Raw genomic sequence first — 19,810 nt, 5'->3', positions numbered from 1 at the left:
TGGTGATGATGGCATAGAGGAAACACTCCTTCCCATACCGAACAGGAAAGTTAAGCTCTATAGCGCCGATGGTACTGCATGGGAGACTGTGTGGGAGAGTAGGACGTTGCCAGGTTTTTAATTACGGATCTTTAGCTCAGTTGGTTAGAGCAACCGGCTCATAACCGGTAGGTCCGGGGTTCGAGTCCCTGAAGGTCCACCATTTTTGGGGGTATAGCTCAGTTGGGAGAGCACCTGCCTTGCACGCAGGGGGTCAAGAGTTCGAATCTCTTTATCTCCACCAAAAGAACTACGTATGTAGTTCTTTTTTATTTTGCATGAAAAAGGAAGAAAATAAAGTGGAAGGTAGCTGCTTGGCAAAGAACTACGCATGTAGTTTTTTTATTTTAAAGAAATAGGCATAATTGTGTTACAATATGGAATAAAATAACTAAAGATAATTATATACAATAGCTTTTGTATTTTATATAATTTAGTTATAGATATTTTTTGGATACGTTATCAATAAAAAGATTATATTTAAAAGCTTTGTTAATATATGATATTAAATAATTCTCTTATGGGTGGGGAGTGTATAAAGTGCATAAATTAGAGCTATTGAAAGATAAACTTAAAGAGTTAAAGTTAGAAAAGAGAAGATTGTTATTATCAGGAAAAAGGACTGAAGAAGTAGATATAAAAATAAAAGAGATAGAAATTGAGATAAAACAAGAAGATAAACAATAAAAACTTTTATTGAGTAGTTATAAATTTGGATTAAGAATCATATTAAATGTTAAGATGAGATTCAAATATATTGCTCAAAAGGAGTGAAGTTTATGATAAGGACAGTAGTGTGCCAAAGAGAAGGGTGCTGTGGAAATAAGTTTTATATCGAAACTATAGACAATAATCTAGAAATAACTTGTAAAGAATGTGGATCTAAATATTTATTTGATGTAAGCTATTATGACTTTGTAATGCTCTCTAATTGCTCATCATGTAATAATGATACGTTCAAGCTATTTAGAGATATTGAAAAGGAAGGCATATATGCAAAATGTAGTGAATGTGGAGAACCACCAGAAAAGATATATATAGATGCTGATGGAATTCAAGTATCGTATGAAGGAAAGTTACTACATGATATAAAGGAGCTAATGTATCAGGTTGATCAAAGAGTTTGTAATTTAGAAATTAAGGTTGAATCAATGGAGCATAGCCAAGAGGTACTAGAAGAATCATTAGCATATATAAATAAATATATTGTAGAGCAACGCTAAATTAGAAAATAAATAATATCTAGTGTATAATTATACTTATAATTTATATGCTAGGAGATTTATATGAGTGATAGGAATAAAAAAGCATTAAGATGGCTTTTATTTTTAGGATGGATGATTTTTATATTTTATATGTCTCATCAGCCTGGAGATAAGTCTAGCGAACAAAGTAGATTTGTATTATATGTTTTTAATTTACTAGGATTAAAATTGGATACGTATTTTGGAGAGTTAGCAACCTTAATTATAAGAAAGGGCGCACATTTTACAGAATACTTTATCTTGTTTATCTTAACATATAATGTTATAAGTTTATATGTAGTAGAGAGAAAAGCTAGGCTTTATTCAGTAATATTTGTATTTTTATATGCATGTTCTGATGAGTTTCACCAATCATTTATACCTGGAAGGGGACCAGCTTTTAAAGATGTTATGATTGATACATCAGGAGGAATTTTAGGATACTTTTGTGTAAGTATATACAATAAAATTAATATAAAAAAAGGGAGTTATAGTTAAACTATAGCTCCTTAATTTTTTAACTCCGTTACATGTGTAGTTATATATTTATTCTCATTAAGAGATTTTACTATTTGCTGAAGTGGGGATTCTATAGAGTATTTTACATCAAATACATTATTAGATGTATCAACTTCTATGAAATCTAATTCCTTTGTAGAATGATAGAAAAAGCTTGCTAATAATCCAGGGGTAGGTTTATTTAACTTTTTTATTATTGGATTAGCATCTAAGTCTCTTACATAACTTAAAGGTGTAGGTATATATAAGTTATTGTTTTTAGTTTTTTGTAGTTTAGTATATATTAAATAATTTTTTGGTTCATAAATATATTGGAAGTATTCTTCTATAATAGATTTTTGTGCAGAAGATGCTTTATAGTGCGAACTTTCAAAAAAACCAAAAGGTATATTTAATGCAGTAGCAGTATTAATAGCATTTTCGATTACTGCTCTAGTTTCCTCTTCTGAGCTATTAACTTTACGGGAAAGTTCAGTTCCAACAGCGCTTCTAGAATCTCCAGCCTGATGAGTATATCCGTGTAATCCTATTAATGCACCATGGTTAATAAAGTAATCTAATAGATTTATAAAAGCAGCGTTTTCAAATGAATCAACAGTTAATAAATCATTGTCAATATTATCATTAGGAGCTTTAAATCTAGGTATCCATGCAATATGATATTTGATTCCTGAATTACTTAAAAAGTTTGCCATTGCTTTAAATTTAGGTTGATTAGTTTCTGAGGATATTCCTTCACCGGCTGTAAAATCTTCTAATCTAACTAAAGCTATTTTTCCATCGGAACTTGTTTCAGAAGAATTATTTTGAATATTACTTTGGGGATTTTTTAATATGTTAATGGTCTGATTTTCAAATGTATAGACGGAGATTAAATTAAATATTTCTTCTATATCTGATATAGAAATAAAAGCTTGGTTATTGTTGGTTAATATATTACCTCTTAAAGATGAGGATTTATTTTCTTTTGTATAAGAGTCTTCACTTAAAGTGATAGTGTAATTAGAATTTGAGATGGTAAAAGCATTATTTGATTTAGTTAGATTATATCCAAGTGTTTTGCATACATAATCTAAGGGAATATAGTGCCTTTGTGATTTTTTTATGACAGGTATAGAAGAATCTATATTGTTTAACATGTTAACTTTAACATCGGAAACTAATTCTTCTTTTGTATTATTAAAGTTTAACTTAGGTGTATATGAAGACGTAAAGTCATCATTAGGTAATAATTTAGATTGTACTTTATTATCTTTTACTGTTACAAATCCTTGGAAAAAACTAAAGTAAAATAATATTCCATATAAAATTGCAATAGAGAGTATAGATAATAATGTAGATAATATAATTTTTTTCTTTTTACTCATTTCATACTCCTTAATTTATAATAATTCAATAAAAATTATAGCATAAATAGGTATTATTATATAAAGGGTTACAAAACTTAAGAAAATATTTATAAACATACAATAAAATACATTACTAAAAATGATATAATGAAAAGTAATGTGGTTTATTATATGGAGGATAAAATAAATGAAGTTGAAGGATAATATAAAAAATAACTATACTAAATATATCATAGGTACTTTTATTATAATATCAGTTTTACTAATAGCTTATATATTATTTAAGTATCCACAGGTTGGGGTTGCTGATCAGGGAGATTTTGATAGAGTTATGGGCTTATCAGGATTATCTTTATTAGATTCAGATAAAATGAATCCTGATTTTAAACGTTTCTATGATTATATTGTTACTGACTATAAGATTAATACAAATATGTTTACTTTACTTATTACCCTATTTGGATCAAGTATGGGGTACTTAATTACGTTTATATCTTATATATGTAAGGTTTTAGGGCAAGAGGTATTTAAAACACAATATTTAGCTATTGCTTATGCAATAATATATATATCTTCTATTGCAATTATTTTAAAGAACTTAAATATAAAAAGTAAACTTAAATTAACTATTGTTGCGTTAGTTAGCATTTTTGTATTTATGGATGGAAATTATATACTGTGGTTTAATAGTTTATATGGAGAGCCAATGATGTTATGTACATTATTACTATTCATAGGGACATTTTTATACTATATTAACTGCAAATATGTAAGACATGAAGAAAGAAATATAGCATCTAAAATTTCTCTAGTATATATAGGTGCATTTATGTTCTTAGGATCAAAGATGCAGGTATTTACCACTTTACCATTTGTAGTAATACTGCTATTTAAGATTCTTTGGGATAACAGAAAGATATTAACACGTAAGAATTTAATATTATTATCAGTATTTTTAGCTGTAGTAATAATATATCCAGTTCAAATAAATATGGTAAACAAGAATATAAGTAAAGATACTCAATATAATTCTGTGTTCTATGGAGTTCTTAATGGATCAGAAACTCCTGAACAGGACTTAATAGATCTTGGACTTAATCCAGATATGGCAGGAGAAGCAGGAAAGCATTCTTATTTAGATGCAAGTGAATATGTTAAATATATACCTAGAACTCCAATAACAGAGGAAGAGTTTTATAGCAAAATAAGCAATGGAAAGCTAGCTAAATTTTATTTGACTCATCCTAAAAGATTAATAGAGGGAATGCAGTATACAGCAGGGAAAGCTTTTATTACTAGTACATCTTTAGGAAAGTGTTATAGAGCTGATAGTGAAGAACCAGTAAGAGAATTTAATAGATTTACTACGTGGTCTAATTTTAGAGAAACAAAATTACCAACAAAGTTATGGTTTATACTAGCAGTATTTATAAGTATATTTATAGTATCTTTAATCAAGTTTATAAAGAGTTCAGGAAATGAAGAAGTTAGAAATAAGATATTATTGTTATGGGGAATAATGTTAATAGGTGGAATACAGTTCCCAATGCCTTTTGTAGGAAATGGTCAAGCAGATACAGCTAAACAATTATATCTATTTAATTTTGTGTTTGATATATTACTAATTATAGGAGTGCTTTGGAGTTTATTTAAACTAATTGATTTTATTAAAGATAAAATAGTAAAGAGATAGGGTAGGGCAACAATTTATGAATTTAAAGGATAAAATAAATGATATTAAGTTTTATAAAAGAAAGGTGTTTTCAACGGGAATTAGTAAATTTAGATTTATTACAATAATAGATATATTGATAAAGTCTCTTATATTTATGACTTTAGTTGAAGTGAGTTCTGCAGATAAAATTAAATTTAGTAATATAAGCTTTAAGTTTATATTTGTTAACTTAGCTTTTATATTATTATTTTATTCATTTGGATATTTATTTTCAAAGAATAAGCAGATTGTATATTATATTATTTTAAATATATTATTCAGTACTTTACTGATAGCAGACTTATGGTACTTTAGAGTAAATAGAGACTTTTTAGGATTAAAAAATATATTCTTTTCAGGTACATTTAATCCTGTAGGAGAATCTTTATATCAATTTAAAACTATAGATTTATTATTTATTATAGATATAGTTGCTATAATCTTGTTTGTTTTTATAAAGAAGATAAGATGTAGTGAATCAAGAAGTGTTGGAAAGTTCCTTTTTACTCTTAGGCATGTAGCAATTATTTTGTTAATATCATTTGTATGTATAGATGTATTGAGCATTAGTGGATGGTCTAACAGAATGCTTACTAAGAGATGGACGACTTTGATGTCTGCAAGAGCATCAGGACCAATAGGATATCATCTTATAGAATCAGCTAGAACTTTATCTAAAGTAATGAATCCTTTATCAAATAGTGAAAAAGATGAGATAGAGGAATGGCTAGCTTATAATAGAGAAGACTTAGAACCAAATGAATATAGTGGAGTTGCAAAAGGAAAGAATGTAATATTTATTCAGGTAGAGTCTTTAGAGAATTTCGTTATAAATAAGAGTGTAAATGGAAAAGAGATATCTCCATTTTTAAATAAGCTTACAAGAGAAGGATTGTATTTTAATAATATATATGAACAAAATAATGCAGGGAATAGTATAGACTGTGATTTCATGGTTAATACATCTATATATCCATTAGGTGATAAGATTACTGCATTAAATTATGGTGAGAATGTTTATTCTAATTCCTTACCTAGAATATTAGAGGGAGAAGGATATAAAACAATATCATCTCACGCAGAAGAAATTGGAGAATTTAACTGGACAGAGTTGCATAAAAATGGATTTGGAATTGAAACTATGTGGGATATTGGAGATTATGTGTATGAAGAGACTGTAGGGTACGGATTATCTGATAGGAGCTTTTTAACACAAGTTTCTGATAAGTTGAAAAGTGTACAAGAACCTTTCTTCTTTCAAGCACCTACAATGTCTAACCATGGTCCATTTGAAATTGATGATAAGTATAGAGAGTTAGACTTACCTGAAGAAGTCGATGAAAGTTATTTAGGTGGATATTTTGAGAGTGTAAGATATACAGATAGACAAATAGAAATGTTCTTTGAGAAATTAGATGAAATGGGTATATTAGATAATACAATGATTGTATTATATGGAGATCATGGTGGAGTTCATAAATATTATAATGATGATATACAAAAACTAGATTATGAAGGAAACTGGTGGAAAGAATATGATAATAAAATTCCTTTAATTATATATTCAAAAGGTATTAAGCCAAGTGTTATTGAGGCAAGTGGGGGACAAGTAGATATCCCAACTACTGTTGCATATTTACTTGGTATCGATAATGATAAGTATTTAAATACATCTATGGGAAGAGTATTGGTTAATACAAATAGAGATGCTACAATAATAAAAGGGAATGAAATTAAAGGGAACGTTAAAAATGAAGAGGAATTAGAACACTTATTAAAGTCATATGAGATAGGTGAAAAAATTATAAAGAATAATTATTTTGGAAGAGAGTAAAAACTTTACGGAGGAGTAGAAAATGAAAGAAGTGTTATATTTAGTAGTGCCTTGTTACAATGAAGAAGAAGTATTACATGAAACTGCTAAAAGATTATTAGAAAAGATTAATGTAATGATAAAAAATGAAGTTGTATCTGAAGAGAGTAAGATTCTATTTGTTAATGATGGATCGAAAGATAAAACTTGGAGCATTATACAAGAGCTTCATGAACAAAATAACATTTTTAGTGGGGTTAATTTATCAAGAAATAAGGGGCATCAAAATGCATTGTTAGCTGGTCTTATGACTGCTAAAGAATATGCGGATATGACAATATCATTAGATGCAGATTTACAAGATGATATAGATGTAATAGATAAATTTGTAGAGGAATACTATAATGGTAGCGATGTAGTTTATGGAGTAAGATCTTCAAGAAAGACAGATACTTTCTTTAAAAGGACAACAGCTCTTGGATTTTATAAGTTTATGAATATGTTAGGTGTAGATGTAATGTATAATCATGCAGATTATAGACTTATGAGTAAGAGAGCTTTAGATGGGTTAAGCCAGTTTAAAGAAGTAAATCTATTCCTTAGAGGAATTGTTCCTTTAATAGGATATAGATATTCTGTAGTAGAATATGAGAGACATGAGAGATTTGCAGGAGAATCAAAATATCCTCTTAAGAAGATGCTTGCATTTGCTTGGGATGGAATTACATCATTTAGTATAAAGCCTATAAGAATAATAACAGGATTAGGATTTTCTATATTTGTACTAAGTTTTATTGCCTTAATATATTCATTAATTGTTAAGTTTATGGGAAATACTGAGGCTGGATGGACTTCAATAACTATATCTATTTGGATGATTGGCGGAATACAATTATTATCTCTAGGAGTTATTGGAGAGTATATAGGAAAGATATACAACGAGACTAAGCAAAGACCAAGATTTATAATAGCAGATAAATTAATAAATAATGAAGAAAGAGATAATTAGTATGGAATCTTTAATTAATAAGATAAAAGAAGTATTTTTTTCTAAACAATTTATAATGTTTGTTTTTATAGGTGTCATAAACACATTTAATGGGGTGATATTTTCATATATCTATTCTAGTTTTTTAAATGAGAATGTTGCATTTATATTTGGATATATTTCAGGTTTAGTAATATCTTATATATTAAATAGTTATGTTACTTTTAAAGAAAAGTTAGAATTTAATAAATTCATTAAATTTGCAGTTTCATATATCCCTAACTTTATTATTCAAAATATTGTAGTTTTCATAGTGTTTAATATGATGGGATTACATAAATTAATTGCTTATGGATTAGCTGCAGTAATTGGAGTTCCAATAACATTTGTGTTTATGAAGTTTTTTGCATTTAAAAAGAATAAATAGTTTTAAAGATTAAGCAAATTTTGCTTAATCTTTTTTAACGTCTAGAAAAATAAATATTCACCCCACCTTTTTTATTTACTATTTTGTATTTTTTAGTATACATAGAGAAAATGATGGTAAAAATACTAGTAAGAAAATTCTGAAAATTCAAACAAGTTGAAGAGGATATGAATGCTCTATATAGAATATATAAAATGTAATATCTTAGTTTCATTATAAGGCAAGGACTATTTTATGGAGTGATAACATAAAAATTATAGTATAAGTTAGCTCGTGATTTATATGAATCAAAAAGTCTATATATAGGAAAGGTGGGTGAAAGTCAAAGGTTAATGAATATTAATACTTTGACAAAAATGATGAAAGACTATTCTATTAACAATCTTAGAAATTTAGGGATTATAGGACACAGTTCTTCAGGAAAAACTTCACTAACAGAAGCCTTATTGTACTATTCCAAGGTTACAGATCGATTAGGTAGAGTAGAAGATGGAACAACAATATCTGATTTTGATCAAGAGGAAAAGAAAAGAGGAATATCTTTATCATCCTCAGTAATTCCATTGGAATGGGAAAAAGTAAAAATTAACTTAGTAGATATTCCAGGATATTTTGATTTTGTCGGAGAAAGCATTCAAGGTATGAGAGCTGTCGATGTCGCAATGATTGTAGTTTGTGGTGTTGCAGGCACTCAAGTAGGCACAGAGCAGGCATGGGATTATTGTAATAAGATAAAGTTACCAAGAACATTTTTTATAAATAAGTTAGATAGAGAACATTCAGATTTTGATAAGGTCTTACAAAACCTTAAAGATCAATTTGGAATTAGTGTTGTTCCTATACAATATCCAATAGGTAAAGAAGATAACTTTAATGGAGTTATTAATGTTATAACTAAGAGAGCAAGAATTTATAATCCAAAAACTAAGATGATGGAGGTAGCAGAGATTCCACCAGAATTAGTTGATAAAGTTGATGAATGTAAACAAATGATTATGGAATCAGTAGCAGAAACTGATGAGGTGTTATTAGAAAAATATTTTAGTGAGGGCGAATTAAGCGATTTAGAAATATATGAAGGCTTAATCAATGGATGTGCATCAGGTGATATAGCCCCTGTTATGTGTGGTTCTGCTACAAAGATTATAGGGATAAATACATTGCTAGAAGATATAGTTGAATGTTTCCCATCACCTAAATATGCAATACCACAAAAAGCGTTAAATATTGAATCAAATAAAGAAGAATTTATTCAATTAAGTGAAGATAAACCTTTTTCAGCAATGGTATTTAAGACTATAGCAGATCCATTTGTAGGTAAGATTTCATTGTTTAGAGTGATTACAGGTAAATTAAATGGAGATATGACTGTAGTAAATACTAATAAAAATAAGACGGAGAAATTAGCTCATGTATTTTTTATGAGAGGCAAGAATCAAGTCCCAGCAGATGAAGTTATAGCTGGAGATATTGGAGCAGTAGCTAAGTTACAATATACATCTACAGGGGATACTTTATGTGATCAATCTTGTAAAATAATTTATGATAAAATGAATTTCCCTAATACGGTAATGTCAATGGCAGTTTTACCAAAAAGTAAGGGGGATGAGGATAAGATATCTCTAGCATTAAGTAAGTTACAAGATGAAGATCCAGTATTTAATGTAAGTAGAGATATAGAAAATGCAGAAACAATAATTTCAGGACTTGGTGAAGTACATTTAGAGGTTATAGCCTCTAAGTTAAAAAATAAGTTTGGAGTAGAGGTACAGCTTAGAAGACCTAAGATTCCTTATAGAGAAACAATAAAAGGAAGTTCAGATGTACAAGGAAAGCATAAGAAGCAATCTGGTGGACATGGTCAATACGGAGATGTAAAAATTCTATTTGAACCTCGTAATGATGGTGAAAAGGATTTAGAATTTGTAGATAAGGTAGTAGGAGGAGTAGTTCCTAGAAACTTTATTCCAGCAGTTGAAAAGGGTTTAAGAGATTGTATAAAGCATGGTATTTTAGCAGGATATCCTGTTATAGGCTTAAGAGCAACATTACATGATGGCTCTTATCATCCTGTAGATTCTTCTGAAATGGCATTTAAGATTGCTGCATCAATTGCATATAAAAAAGGTTTAGAGGGTGCAAAACCAATTTTGCTAGAACCAATTATGCACATAGAAATTTTAATACCAGAAGAGTATATGGGAGATGTAATTGGTGATATAAATAAGAAGCGTGGAAGAGTATTAGGAATGGAGCCATGTGGAAAACTTCAGAAACTTGTTGTGGAAGCGCCAATGGCAGAGTTATTTAAGTTTGCTACAGATTTAAGGTCCATAACTCAAGGTAGAGGAAACTTTGATTTAAAAATAGAAAGGTATGAAGAGGTTCCGCCTACAGAAGCAATAAAAATAGTAGAGAAGGCCAACGAGCAAAAAGAATTGAAAAATGAAGCTTAATATCTATGGAGGGTGGTAAATTTTACACCCTCTATTTTTGTTGTCATTGTGAATATAAGTAAATACATAGGAGAAAATAGTTATATAAGGAGAATAAAAAAATAGTTGTAGAATATACTTATATAGATTCAGGGAGATAGGTACATTAGGAGGAGGATTATGTCAGATTATAGGATGGAAATAAAAGGCCAAATTGGACTAAGTGATTATAGTAATATATACGATTATTTAGGTATAGTTGAAGATGACGATGTTTTTACAATTAAATTTGATAACAGTAATAAACATGATATAGATATTATTAATTCAATGCTTAAGGGGAGTTCATTTAATATTAAAGAAGAAGGATACGATAATCTGGGAAATTATTATATTAATACATATAAAAGAAAATAATTTATAGATATAGGGTTTATTTATTATTTAAAAGGATTTAGAATAATAATGTAAACCCTTTAATATTTTGCTATATGAGGAGGAAAGTATGAAAAAGTATGTAATAGGTGTAGATTTAGGTGGTACGAAAATAAGTACAGCTATATCAACTATAGAAGGAAATATATTAGCAAATGTAGTATTACCTACTAAAGCTGAAGAAGGAGAAGTAGCTGTATTAGGAAGAATAATACAATCAATTGATGAAGTAATTGTTGGATCTAGTACTTCAATAGATGAAGTAGAAGCTATTGGAATAGGGTCACCAGGACCGTTAGATGCGAAGAAAGGAATAATAATAACAACTCCAAATCTTCCATTTAAAGATTACAATTTAGTACAACCCTTAAAAGAAAAATATAATATTCCAGTATACTTAGATAATGATGCTAATGCTGCAGCAATAGGAGAGTATATGTTTGGTGCTGGAAAAGGCAAAGAAAGCATAATATATTTTACAGTTAGTACTGGAGTAGGTGGAGGAGCAGTATTAGATGGTAAGGTATACAGAGGACATACATCTAATGCTTTAGAAATCGGACATACTACAGTAGATCCTAACGGCCCTAGATGTAACTGTGGAAATTTAGGATGTTTAGAAGCAATGTCATCAGGAACAGCAATAGCTAAAAAAGGTAAAGAAGCGGTTTCAACTAATGTTGAGACAAGTTTAAAAAAGTATGATACTATTACTTCATATGAGGTATTTAAAGAAGCAGAAGCTGGAGATGAAGTTGCAAAAGATATAATAGATAATGCATTAACATATCTAGGAATTGGTGTAGCAAATGCAATAGCTACATTTGATCCAGAAATGATAATAATAGGTGGAGGAGTATCAAAGGCTGGAGATATAGTCTTCGATACTGTAAAAAAGGTTGTTAATAAGAGATGCTTTAAGAGTATGGCTGAAAGTTGTGAAATAGTTCCTGCTGGACTTGGTTCAGATGCAGGAGTAGTTGGTGCAGTTGCATTAGCTATAATAGAGAGCAGGTAGTTATAAGAATCCCAATAGTGAATGCTATTGGGATTTACTATTGGGAGGGACATTATTATGGTTACAGTTTATTTAACTAGACATGGACAAACTGTTTGGAACTTAGATAAAAGGTTACAAGGATCTGGAAATTCTGAGTTGACTGATCATGGAATTGAGCAGGCAGAGCAGTTGAAAAAAAGAGTAGATAGTATCCAATTAGATACAATATACACGAGTCCATTAGAGAGAGCGAGAAAAACAGCTAATATAATTAGGGGAAATAGAAATATAGAAATAATAGAAGTAGATGCTTTTAAAGAAATAAGCTTTGGGGAATATGAGGGGCATACAGAAGAGGAATTATTAAAGATAGGAAGAGGAAAAGAAATAAAAGAAATTTTTAATGGAAATATGGATATAAAGGCTCCAGGTGGAGAATCTTTAAGAAATCTATATAAGAGAGTAGGGGAAACCTTAGAGAATATATTAAAAAATAGCATAAATAAAAATATATTAATTGTAGCTCATGGTATGACATTAAAAGCTGTAATGAATTACTTTAATAAAGAAAATGGATTTTATAAGGAAATAATGGGACAAGCATCTCTTACAAAAATTAATTGTTATAAGGATGAATTTCAGTTTGAGTATATAAATGATACAAGTCATATTAATAAAAAAATAAATTCAGGTTGGTAGAATGCTTTTGTGAATAATTTTCCTAGGCACTACATATGTTAGAGATGTAGGTACTAAATTCTTTTTCCTCATACATATTTTTCTTAACTATTTATTAATTAATGTTGTAAACTATTTTACTTTACACAGTAATGTAGTGGGGAAAAGAATTTTTTATATATGCTATCCCTAATTATTATTAGGGATAGCCCATATGTTGAAGGTTTAGGGGAGTCTATGACTCCCTTAAATTATTTGTGTTATAATGTATGTTAATAAAAGGAAGAGGTGAGGTTTTAATGAAGGCAGAAATATTAGCTGTAGGAACAGAGATATTATTAGGCGATATTATAAATACTAATGCACAATTCATATCTAAAGAATTAGCTTTATTAGGAATAGATGTATACCGTCAAGAAGTAATTGGTGATAACGAAGATAGATTATTAGAGGCAATAGGAGAAATATTTCAGAGAAGTGATATTTTAATATGTACTGGTGGACTTGGACCTACGGAAGATGATTTAACTAAAGAAACAATATGTAAGTTTTTTAATGCTGACTTAGAGTTACATGAAGAATCTCTTGCAGAATTAAAAAAATACTATAAAAGGCTAGATAGACCGATGACAGAAAGTAATCTTAAACAAGTTTATTTTCCTAAGGAATCAAAAGTTTTATCAAATCCAAATGGGACAGCTCCAGGAATGATTTTAGAGAAGAATGATAAAGTGGCTGTTATACTTCCAGGACCACCTAGAGAAATGAAACCTATGTTTTTAAATTATGTAAAGCCATATTTAAAAGATAAAGGTAATGGAATTATAGTATCTGAAGTATTAAGAGTATTAGGTGTTGGAGAAAGTACAGCAGCTAATATGATTAAGGATTTTATTAATAATGGAGTTAATCCAACAGTTGCACCTTATGCAAAGGAAGATGATGTAATATTTAGGATTACTGCTAGAGGTAATAGTGAAGAAGAGGGAAGAAAACTTATAGCACCTGTAAAAGAAGAAATAAAAAGAGTATTTAATTTAGATTGCTATGGAGAAGGTGAAGAGCTAACAATTGAAGAGGTTCTAGGAAAATTGTTAGTAGATAGAAAACTTACCATATCAACAGCTGAATCTTGTACAGGTGGAATGATAGCTAGCAGATTAATTAATTATCCAGGAATATCTGAGGTGTTTCTAGAAGGTGCTGTAACTTATTCTAATGAAGCAAAAGAAAGAACTTTAAAAGTAAAGAAGGAAACTTTAGATACTTATGGAGCTGTTAGTGAGGAAACAGCAAAGGAAATGGCTATTGGTATATCAAAGAGAACTGGTTCAGATATATCAGTTGTTACAACAGGAATAGCAGGGCCTGGTGGTGGTTCAGAAGAAAAGCCTGTTGGATTAGTATATATAGGACTATATTATAAAGGAAATGTAAAAGCATTTAGATATATATTTAATGGAAATAGGCATAATGTAAGAGCTAAAGCTACTGTTACAGCATTAGATTTAGTTAGAAGGGAAATTTTAAAGGATAATTAGTTATTAACATGAAACAATCCCTCTCATGTTTGATAAAACACAAAAGGGATTGAAACGTATATAAATAAAATGGGGGAGAGGCGATTATAAAAAGCGTCTCGCTTCATATATAATTATTTCCTCAGTATACAAGAATTATTCATAAAATAGGAGAGAGAGATGAGTAAATTACAAAGATCTAACATATATTTCTTAATTTTAGTGCTATTAACAATATTTTTACCTGAATATTTAATAAAAACATATTTGTTAATAGGGATAAAAGATATAAGAGTAATGCAATTTTTAAACCATGTTATTTTATTTTTAGTACCTGCAATAATTTATATTATTGTTACTAAAGTAAATATAAAGGAAACATTTAGGTTAAATAAAATACATTTAAAAGACTTATTGTTAATAATTTTAATTTCATTTGTTTGCTATCCGTTAATGGGATGCATATCTGCTATATCTCAGATGTTTTTTACAAATAATGTAGGAACATTTATGGCTGCTATTGCAGATACTCCATATTGGGCTATGTTATTACTTATGGCGGTTACCCCTGCAATAACAGAAGATGTAACTTTAAGAGGAGTTGTTCTATCAGGATATGATAACCAGTCTAAATTTAAAGCAGCACTAATAACAGGTGTTTTATTTGGTATATTTCATATGGATTTTCAACAGTTTTTATATGCTGCAGTATTAGGATTCATTTTTGCATATATAGTTAGAATTACAAATAGTATTTTTGCATCAGTAATAATGCATTTTATAATTAATGGAATATCAGTAACTGCTCAAAAGGTGTTATTTTCTGCAGAAGAATTAATTTCTCAAGTAGTAGAGGAACCATCTTTAATGGATTTAAGTTTTAATATGAAACTTACTTATATGTCAACTTATATATTAGTAGGAGTAGCTTTCGGAGTATTGGTATATAAGCTTATTCATAAACTTGAAGTGTGGAACATAGAAAGACAAGGTGTAATAGCTGAAATTGGTGAAGCTAATTATTTAAGAGATGTAAGTGATAAACCTAAGGAAAGTGTAATCAATTGGTCTTTTATATTAATTGTAGTAATATATTTAAGCTTTATGATTTATGATGTATATATTAGATAATAAAAAAGCTATCTTTTATGATAGCTTTTTTTATATTTAAGTATTGACTAAGATTATACTTAGAGATTTATTAATAACTATTGTGGGATAGTATTAAAACTAAAAACTTTTAGTAATATTTCTTGAATTATTATAAAACAAAGAGAAATCACTTTGCTTTACCCAACCTCTAGAGTTTATGTTGCTATCTATAGGCAGTGCAACATAGAACCATGTATCTCTTAGAACTTCAGCTTTATCTAAAATTTTGACTTCCATTTTTACCTGTGTTGTTTGAAGTAGGTTTGAACTTTCTATAGGAGCAATCAAAACATTAGATTTTTCTTTAAGTAAACCAGCATAGTTCGTCGGTATAAGATATTTTATTTGAATAGATTCCTTAGTCCTAGTAAATTTGGAAAGTTTAGATCTTAAGTTATTATTTTGGCTATTTGCAACTAAAAGTTGATGCTTTAAGATTGATTGTTTTCTATCAAAATAAAATATTGTTATAATAAGTGCTATAAGTAAAATTAAAAATATAATATACTTCATAGAAATGCTCCTTAATAGCTATACAATATAAATATATTTATTTATTAATAAAACATACCTAAAAGATAAGCTACTATTTTAAAAAATTAACTGCTTTCCCCAATACTTTTCCAATGGATTCATGAATAACAAGGTCAGCTTTATTATCAGCTGTAGTTGAGCTCTTATTTATAAGAATTAGATTCTTGCCTTTAAAATAATTTATAAGGCCAGCTGCAGGATATACAACTAAAGAAGTACCTCCAATTATAAGTGTATCTGCCTTAGAAATGGCATCAATAGCACCTTTAATTACAGTGTCATCTAATCCTTCTTCATATAACACAACATCAGGTTTTACAGCTCCACCACACTTAGGGCATGTAGGAACTCCATCTGATTCTAAAATAAACTTTTCATTATAAAATTCATGACAACTCATGCAGTAGTTTCTTAAAACAGATCCATGTAATTCATAAACCTTTTTAGAACCAGCAGCCTGATGTAAACCATCAATGTTTTGAGTAATAATAGCTTTAAGTTTACCGATTTCTTCAAGTTTAGCTAAAGCTATATGTGCCTCATTAGGTTTAGCATTAGGATATATAAGTTTTGCTTTATAGAAATTATAGAATTCCTTTGGATATCTTATGAAAAATGTATGTGAAACCAGTTGTTCAGGGGTAAATGTAATATTTAACTTTTCATTAAAAAGACCATTAGAACTTCTAAAGTCAGGAATTCCGCTTTCTGTTGAAACACCTGCTCCACCGAAGAATACTATATTATTACTTTCTTTAAGTATTTGAGTCAATTGTTCTATTTCATTATTCATAAAATCATCTCCATAAATATTTATAATTTTATTATTACACAAATATAATAAAAAATAAAACATACAGAAATTTCGTGTTAAAGATAGCTTTAAAAGTAAATAAAAAAAGTTTTACTTACATAATACTTTCAAATATGTTAAAATAAAGATACAACGAGTAGTTTTTGCAACGTAAGTCCTGTTGTGAAGGCTATTTTTTTTATGTTGGCGTAATTTTTTAACTGCCTAAGTTAACTCTATATAAAGCTATTAGTAACTTCAGGTAATTAAAGTTTTATGTAAGGAAGGAGACGATTTTATGTTTAAGGTTAATGATTACGTTATGTATGGAATGACAGGAGCATGTAAGGTTATCGATATAAAGAAGGAAAAGTTCATGAACAATGAACAAAAAGAATGCTACGTGTTAAGTCCTATTTACTCTAAAAATATGACAATAAAAATTCCAATAGATAATGAAAAAATAATTATTAGAGGTATACACTCTGAAGAAGAGGTAGAGTCATTAATGGAGAAAGTATCTGATATGGATTTATTTTGGGTAGACAATGATAAAGAAAGATCAGAAACATTTAAGTCAATGTTGAAGAATGGGGAATGTGAAGATTTAATCACAATAGTTAAGAGCATTCACTCTAATAAGAAGAACAAGGTGTCAGGTAAAAGGACAAATAAAAATGATGATGAGGTTATGAAGACAGCAGAAAACTTATTGAATGAAGAATTTTCAATAAGTTTAGGAATAGACAAAGAGGATGTTAAGTCTTATATACTTAATCATATTAATGAATAATAAAACCTTATAATCAAAAGATGGTGAATTGATGAATATCACCATCTTTTTTATTTAATATAAAAAGCTTTATGGAATAGTACAATTCTAATTAATAATGTAGATAAGTTATACATATAATTAATAAGTAATATTGTAGTAAGGAGTAGATTTATGAGCATATACGATTTGTCTGGAGAGCAACTTTTAACTTTATCTTGGCTTATTGCAACGAAAAGTGTACAAGGATTATCTTTAGCTGAACAAGATGTTTTAGGATATTTTTTTACATCAGTAGGTGAAAATATCTTATTAATACGTGCTCAAAATGAATTGCTTACAGATGTACGTAATGAAAGAGGAATTAATACGGAGGGTAGAAGTGAGGGCTTTTAAAGAAAAGTAAAAAAAATAATTGACATAATTTAATTATATATATATAATACTAATTGTATCTGGTGATTATGGCATAGAGGAAACACTCCTTCCCATACCGAACAGGAAAGTTAAGCTCTATAGCGCCAATGGTACTGCATGGGAGACTGTGTGGGAGAGTAGGACGTTGCCAGGTAGATATGGCTCGATAGCTCAGTCGGTAGAGCAGAGGACTGAAAATCCTCGTGTCCCTGGTTCGATTCCTGGTCGAGCCACCAGGAAAAGCACTAACTTTTAGTTAGTGCTTTTTTTATTACAAATTATATATGAAATAAATTTGTAACTAATAGTTAAAGATTGTGTAATGATTATTAGTGATTATATAGGTATAATAATAGTGAAAGAGACAAAAGGTTTAACAAAACTTACAAAAATGTAACAATTTATTTATTAAAAAGTAATAAATAACTCTTTACAGGGTAATGCTAAAAATGTATAATGATAAATGTAGTAGATAATAATACTAATCAATCTTTAAGTTTTGCTTAAGAAATACTTAAGAAATTGAATTTATAATAAGTTTTGTAATTAATAGTATTTAGGAGATGAGTAAAGTGTTAGACAAATTAAGCCTGACAGATAAAGAATGTGAATATTTAGCAAAAGGTATTGCAATTGGAGTTGGGTGTGGAGTTTTTGTAGGAGCTATAGTAGGTAATATTGCATTAACATTCTCAATTGGTGGTGTTGCAGGAATAATAGGCTCTTTATTTTACTCATGGCATATGAAAAGAAGAAACAAAGCTAAAAAGTCAATTAATATAGATTAAAACCCCCTGTATTTTAAGAATAGAATCACACACATAAAAAGAAACCTTACTTAATCAAAGTAAGGTTTCTTTTTATATGTTATCAATTTGCCAATCAATTTCTTGTTTATTAATACTTTTTAAGAATTCATTAGTTTTAGAAAAAGGTTTGCTTCCAAAGAATCCTCTTGTAGCTGAAAGAGGACTTGGGTGTACTGATTGTATTATGTAATGTTGAGGGTTAGTTATAAGTTTCTTTTTACTTATAGCGTTATTACCCCATAAAATAAAAACTATAGGGTCCTTTCTTTCATTTAATTTAGATATTATCTTATCAGTGAATACTTCCCAACCCTTATTCTTATGAGAATTTGCTTCTCCAGCTCTTACAGTTAATACTGTGTTCAATAAGAGAACTCCCTGATCTGCCCATTTTTTTAAGTATCCGTTATTAGGAATAGAACAACCTAGATCAGTATGTAATTCTTTATATATGTTTCTTAAAGAAGGTGGCGGTTGTATACCTGGCTTTACAGAAAAGCTTAATCCGTGAGCTTGATTTGGGCCATGATAAGGATCTTGGCCTAAGATAACAACTTTTACATCATTATAGTCTGTAAAATGAAGAGCATTAAAAATATCATATGCATTTGGATATATAGTTTTTGATTTATACTCCTCTAGAAGAAATTGTCTTAATTTTTGATAATAGTCCTTATCAAATTCATCTTTTAATACAGTATTCCAATTATTCTTTAAAATTTGATTCATTTTATCACCCCTAAATATTATAACACAAATTGGCTTAATTATTGATTTTAGCTGTGTTGAGATTAATATATCGAATATTCTTTATATATATAATTTTCTCTAAAAGTAAAAAAACATAACCTTGCGTATCTATATAAGAATAAATAAGTAAAAACTATATAAAAGCTAGTATATGAAGGATAATGCAGATAAAATCAATAAATATAATTAGACAGTTTTCTTGTATGTGATAAGATATGTCTTGTCCTTACGACAGCGGTAAACAACTTAAAACAAATGAATCAAAAAAATTCAAAAAAAGTTGTTGACAAGTTTCGATGAGGATGTTAAGATAAGCAAGTCGCTTGAGTGCGACACACAAATTGGTCTTTGAAAATTGAACAGAATATAAAGTTAAAAACCAGCAATTCTTTTTTACGAGTAAACTTGAGAAATCAAGTTGT

20 protein-coding genes, 3 tRNA genes and 2 rRNA genes are annotated in these 19,810 nt (G+C 28.8%); 21 read left to right on the top strand and 4 right to left on the bottom strand.

The features are described from left to right. The 6 genes from rrf (I4V16_RS16820) to I4V16_RS16795 form a co-directional block, all read left to right on the top strand. Window positions 1-115, top strand: a 5S ribosomal RNA gene (rrf, locus tag I4V16_RS16820); the annotation flags it as partial. Between the two features lie 10 nt (window positions 116-125). After that, window positions 126-202: transfer RNA gene (locus I4V16_RS16815), tRNA-Ile, on the top strand. Between the two features lie 5 nt (window positions 203-207). After that, a tRNA-Ala gene (locus tag I4V16_RS16810) sits at window positions 208-283 on the top strand. Between the two features lie 314 nt (window positions 284-597). After that, a complete protein-coding gene (locus I4V16_RS17615) occupies window positions 598-726 on the top strand; it encodes a hypothetical protein (protein WP_271819425.1) in 129 nt (42 codons plus the stop codon). Window positions 727-818: 92 nt separating this feature from the next. Further along, on the top strand, window positions 819-1,262 hold the full coding sequence (locus I4V16_RS16800) for a hypothetical protein (RefSeq protein WP_049179186.1): 444 nt from the start codon (window positions 819-821) through the stop codon (window positions 1,260-1,262). Between the two features lie 63 nt (window positions 1,263-1,325). Beyond that, window positions 1,326-1,781 (top strand): VanZ family protein, encoded by a 456-nt coding sequence (locus I4V16_RS16795; protein WP_195542491.1) that lies wholly within the window; start codon window positions 1,326-1,328, stop codon window positions 1,779-1,781. An 11-nt stretch (window positions 1,782-1,792) separates the two neighbouring features. Here the strand turns inward: I4V16_RS16795 and I4V16_RS16790 are convergent, their stop codons facing one another. Then, on the bottom strand, window positions 1,793-3,169 hold the full coding sequence (locus I4V16_RS16790) for a DUF2334 domain-containing protein (protein WP_049179188.1): 1,377 nt from the start codon (window positions 3,167-3,169) through the stop codon (window positions 1,793-1,795). Window positions 3,170-3,338: 169 nt separating this feature from the next. Here I4V16_RS16790 and I4V16_RS16785 point away from each other — a divergent pair, with 169 nt between their 5' ends. The 10 genes from I4V16_RS16785 to I4V16_RS16740 all read left to right on the top strand — a co-directional run bounded on the left by I4V16_RS16785 (window position 3,339) and on the right by I4V16_RS16740 (window position 15,292). Next, window positions 3,339-4,844 carry a membrane protein gene (locus I4V16_RS16785; RefSeq protein ID WP_049179189.1) on the top strand — a complete coding sequence of 502 codons (1,506 nt, stop codon included), beginning with the start codon at window positions 3,339-3,341 and terminating at the stop codon, window positions 4,842-4,844. A gap of 16 nt (window positions 4,845-4,860) precedes the next feature. Beyond that, a complete protein-coding gene (locus I4V16_RS16780) occupies window positions 4,861-6,699 on the top strand; it encodes an LTA synthase family protein (RefSeq protein ID WP_111938201.1) in 1,839 nt (612 codons plus the stop codon). Window positions 6,700-6,721: 22 nt separating this feature from the next. Beyond that, window positions 6,722-7,687 carry a glycosyltransferase family 2 protein gene (locus I4V16_RS16775; protein WP_049179191.1) on the top strand — a complete coding sequence of 322 codons (966 nt, stop codon included), beginning with the start codon at window positions 6,722-6,724 and terminating at the stop codon, window positions 7,685-7,687. Between the two features lies 1 nt (window position 7,688). Next, window positions 7,689-8,093 (top strand): GtrA family protein, encoded by a 405-nt coding sequence (locus I4V16_RS16770; protein WP_099330187.1) that lies wholly within the window; start codon window positions 7,689-7,691, stop codon window positions 8,091-8,093. A gap of 359 nt (window positions 8,094-8,452) precedes the next feature. After that, the gene (gene fusA / locus I4V16_RS16765; RefSeq protein WP_049180596.1) at window positions 8,453-10,549 is read left to right on the top strand and encodes an elongation factor G; all 2,097 of its coding nucleotides are present in this window, start codon (window positions 8,453-8,455) and stop codon (window positions 10,547-10,549) included. A gap of 159 nt (window positions 10,550-10,708) precedes the next feature. Continuing rightward, on the top strand, window positions 10,709-10,945 hold the full coding sequence (locus I4V16_RS16760) for a hypothetical protein (RefSeq protein WP_027099242.1): 237 nt from the start codon (window positions 10,709-10,711) through the stop codon (window positions 10,943-10,945). An 88-nt stretch (window positions 10,946-11,033) separates the two neighbouring features. Then, window positions 11,034-11,981, top strand: a complete 948-nt coding sequence (locus tag I4V16_RS16755; RefSeq protein WP_049180590.1) for an ROK family protein — start codon at window positions 11,034-11,036, stop codon at window positions 11,979-11,981. 57 nt (window positions 11,982-12,038) lie between these two features. Further along, entirely contained in the window at window positions 12,039-12,662 is a 624-nt protein-coding gene (locus I4V16_RS16750; RefSeq protein ID WP_049180591.1) for a histidine phosphatase family protein, read from the top strand. Between the two features lie 278 nt (window positions 12,663-12,940). Continuing rightward, a complete protein-coding gene (locus I4V16_RS16745) occupies window positions 12,941-14,182 on the top strand; it encodes a competence/damage-inducible protein A (protein ID WP_049180597.1) in 1,242 nt (413 codons plus the stop codon). 159 nt (window positions 14,183-14,341) lie between these two features. Further along, the gene (locus tag I4V16_RS16740; RefSeq protein ID WP_195966937.1) at window positions 14,342-15,292 is read left to right on the top strand and encodes a type II CAAX endopeptidase family protein; all 951 of its coding nucleotides are present in this window, start codon (window positions 14,342-14,344) and stop codon (window positions 15,290-15,292) included. A gap of 99 nt (window positions 15,293-15,391) precedes the next feature. Here the strand turns inward: I4V16_RS16740 and I4V16_RS16735 are convergent, their stop codons facing one another. Both I4V16_RS16735 and I4V16_RS16730 read right to left on the bottom strand, forming a co-directional pair. After that, complete coding sequence (locus I4V16_RS16735; RefSeq protein ID WP_099330191.1) at window positions 15,392-15,826, bottom strand: hypothetical protein; 435 nt, start codon at window positions 15,824-15,826, stop codon at window positions 15,392-15,394. Between the two features lie 73 nt (window positions 15,827-15,899). Continuing rightward, window positions 15,900-16,640: an NAD-dependent protein deacylase gene (locus I4V16_RS16730; RefSeq protein ID WP_049180594.1), complete on the bottom strand. Its 741-nt coding sequence runs from the start codon at window positions 16,638-16,640 to the stop codon at window positions 15,900-15,902. 298 nt (window positions 16,641-16,938) lie between these two features. Here I4V16_RS16730 and I4V16_RS16725 point away from each other — a divergent pair, with 298 nt between their 5' ends. The 5 genes from I4V16_RS16725 (at window position 16,939) to I4V16_RS16705 (ending at window position 18,617) form a co-directional block, all read left to right on the top strand. Further along, window positions 16,939-17,433, top strand: coding sequence for a CarD family transcriptional regulator (locus I4V16_RS16725; protein ID WP_049180595.1), 495 nt, complete (start codon window positions 16,939-16,941; stop codon window positions 17,431-17,433). A gap of 153 nt (window positions 17,434-17,586) precedes the next feature. Next, window positions 17,587-17,808 (top strand): hypothetical protein, encoded by a 222-nt coding sequence (locus I4V16_RS16720; RefSeq protein ID WP_027099250.1) that lies wholly within the window; start codon window positions 17,587-17,589, stop codon window positions 17,806-17,808. A gap of 58 nt (window positions 17,809-17,866) precedes the next feature. Continuing rightward, window positions 17,867-17,983, top strand: a 5S ribosomal RNA gene (rrf, locus tag I4V16_RS16715). A 6-nt stretch (window positions 17,984-17,989) separates the two neighbouring features. Next, a tRNA-Phe gene (locus tag I4V16_RS16710) sits at window positions 17,990-18,065 on the top strand. A gap of 336 nt (window positions 18,066-18,401) precedes the next feature. Then, a complete protein-coding gene (locus tag I4V16_RS16705; RefSeq protein WP_049178905.1) occupies window positions 18,402-18,617 on the top strand; it encodes a hypothetical protein in 216 nt (71 codons plus the stop codon). A gap of 72 nt (window positions 18,618-18,689) precedes the next feature. On the opposite strand, the gene I4V16_RS16700 is transcribed toward I4V16_RS16705, so the two are convergent. Beyond that, entirely contained in the window at window positions 18,690-19,367 is a 678-nt protein-coding gene (locus I4V16_RS16700; RefSeq protein ID WP_049178906.1) for a uracil-DNA glycosylase, read from the bottom strand. Between the last annotated feature and the right edge of the window lie 443 nt (window positions 19,368-19,810).

Origin of the sequence: Clostridium sp. 1001283B150210_160208_E6, assembly GCF_015669365.1 — a bacterium.
Classification (GTDB): Bacteria; Bacillota; Clostridia; order Clostridiales; family Clostridiaceae; genus Clostridium; species Clostridium paraputrificum.
Note: the sequence above shows the minus strand (reverse complement) of the source record. Positions and strands in the feature narration are given on the sequence as shown.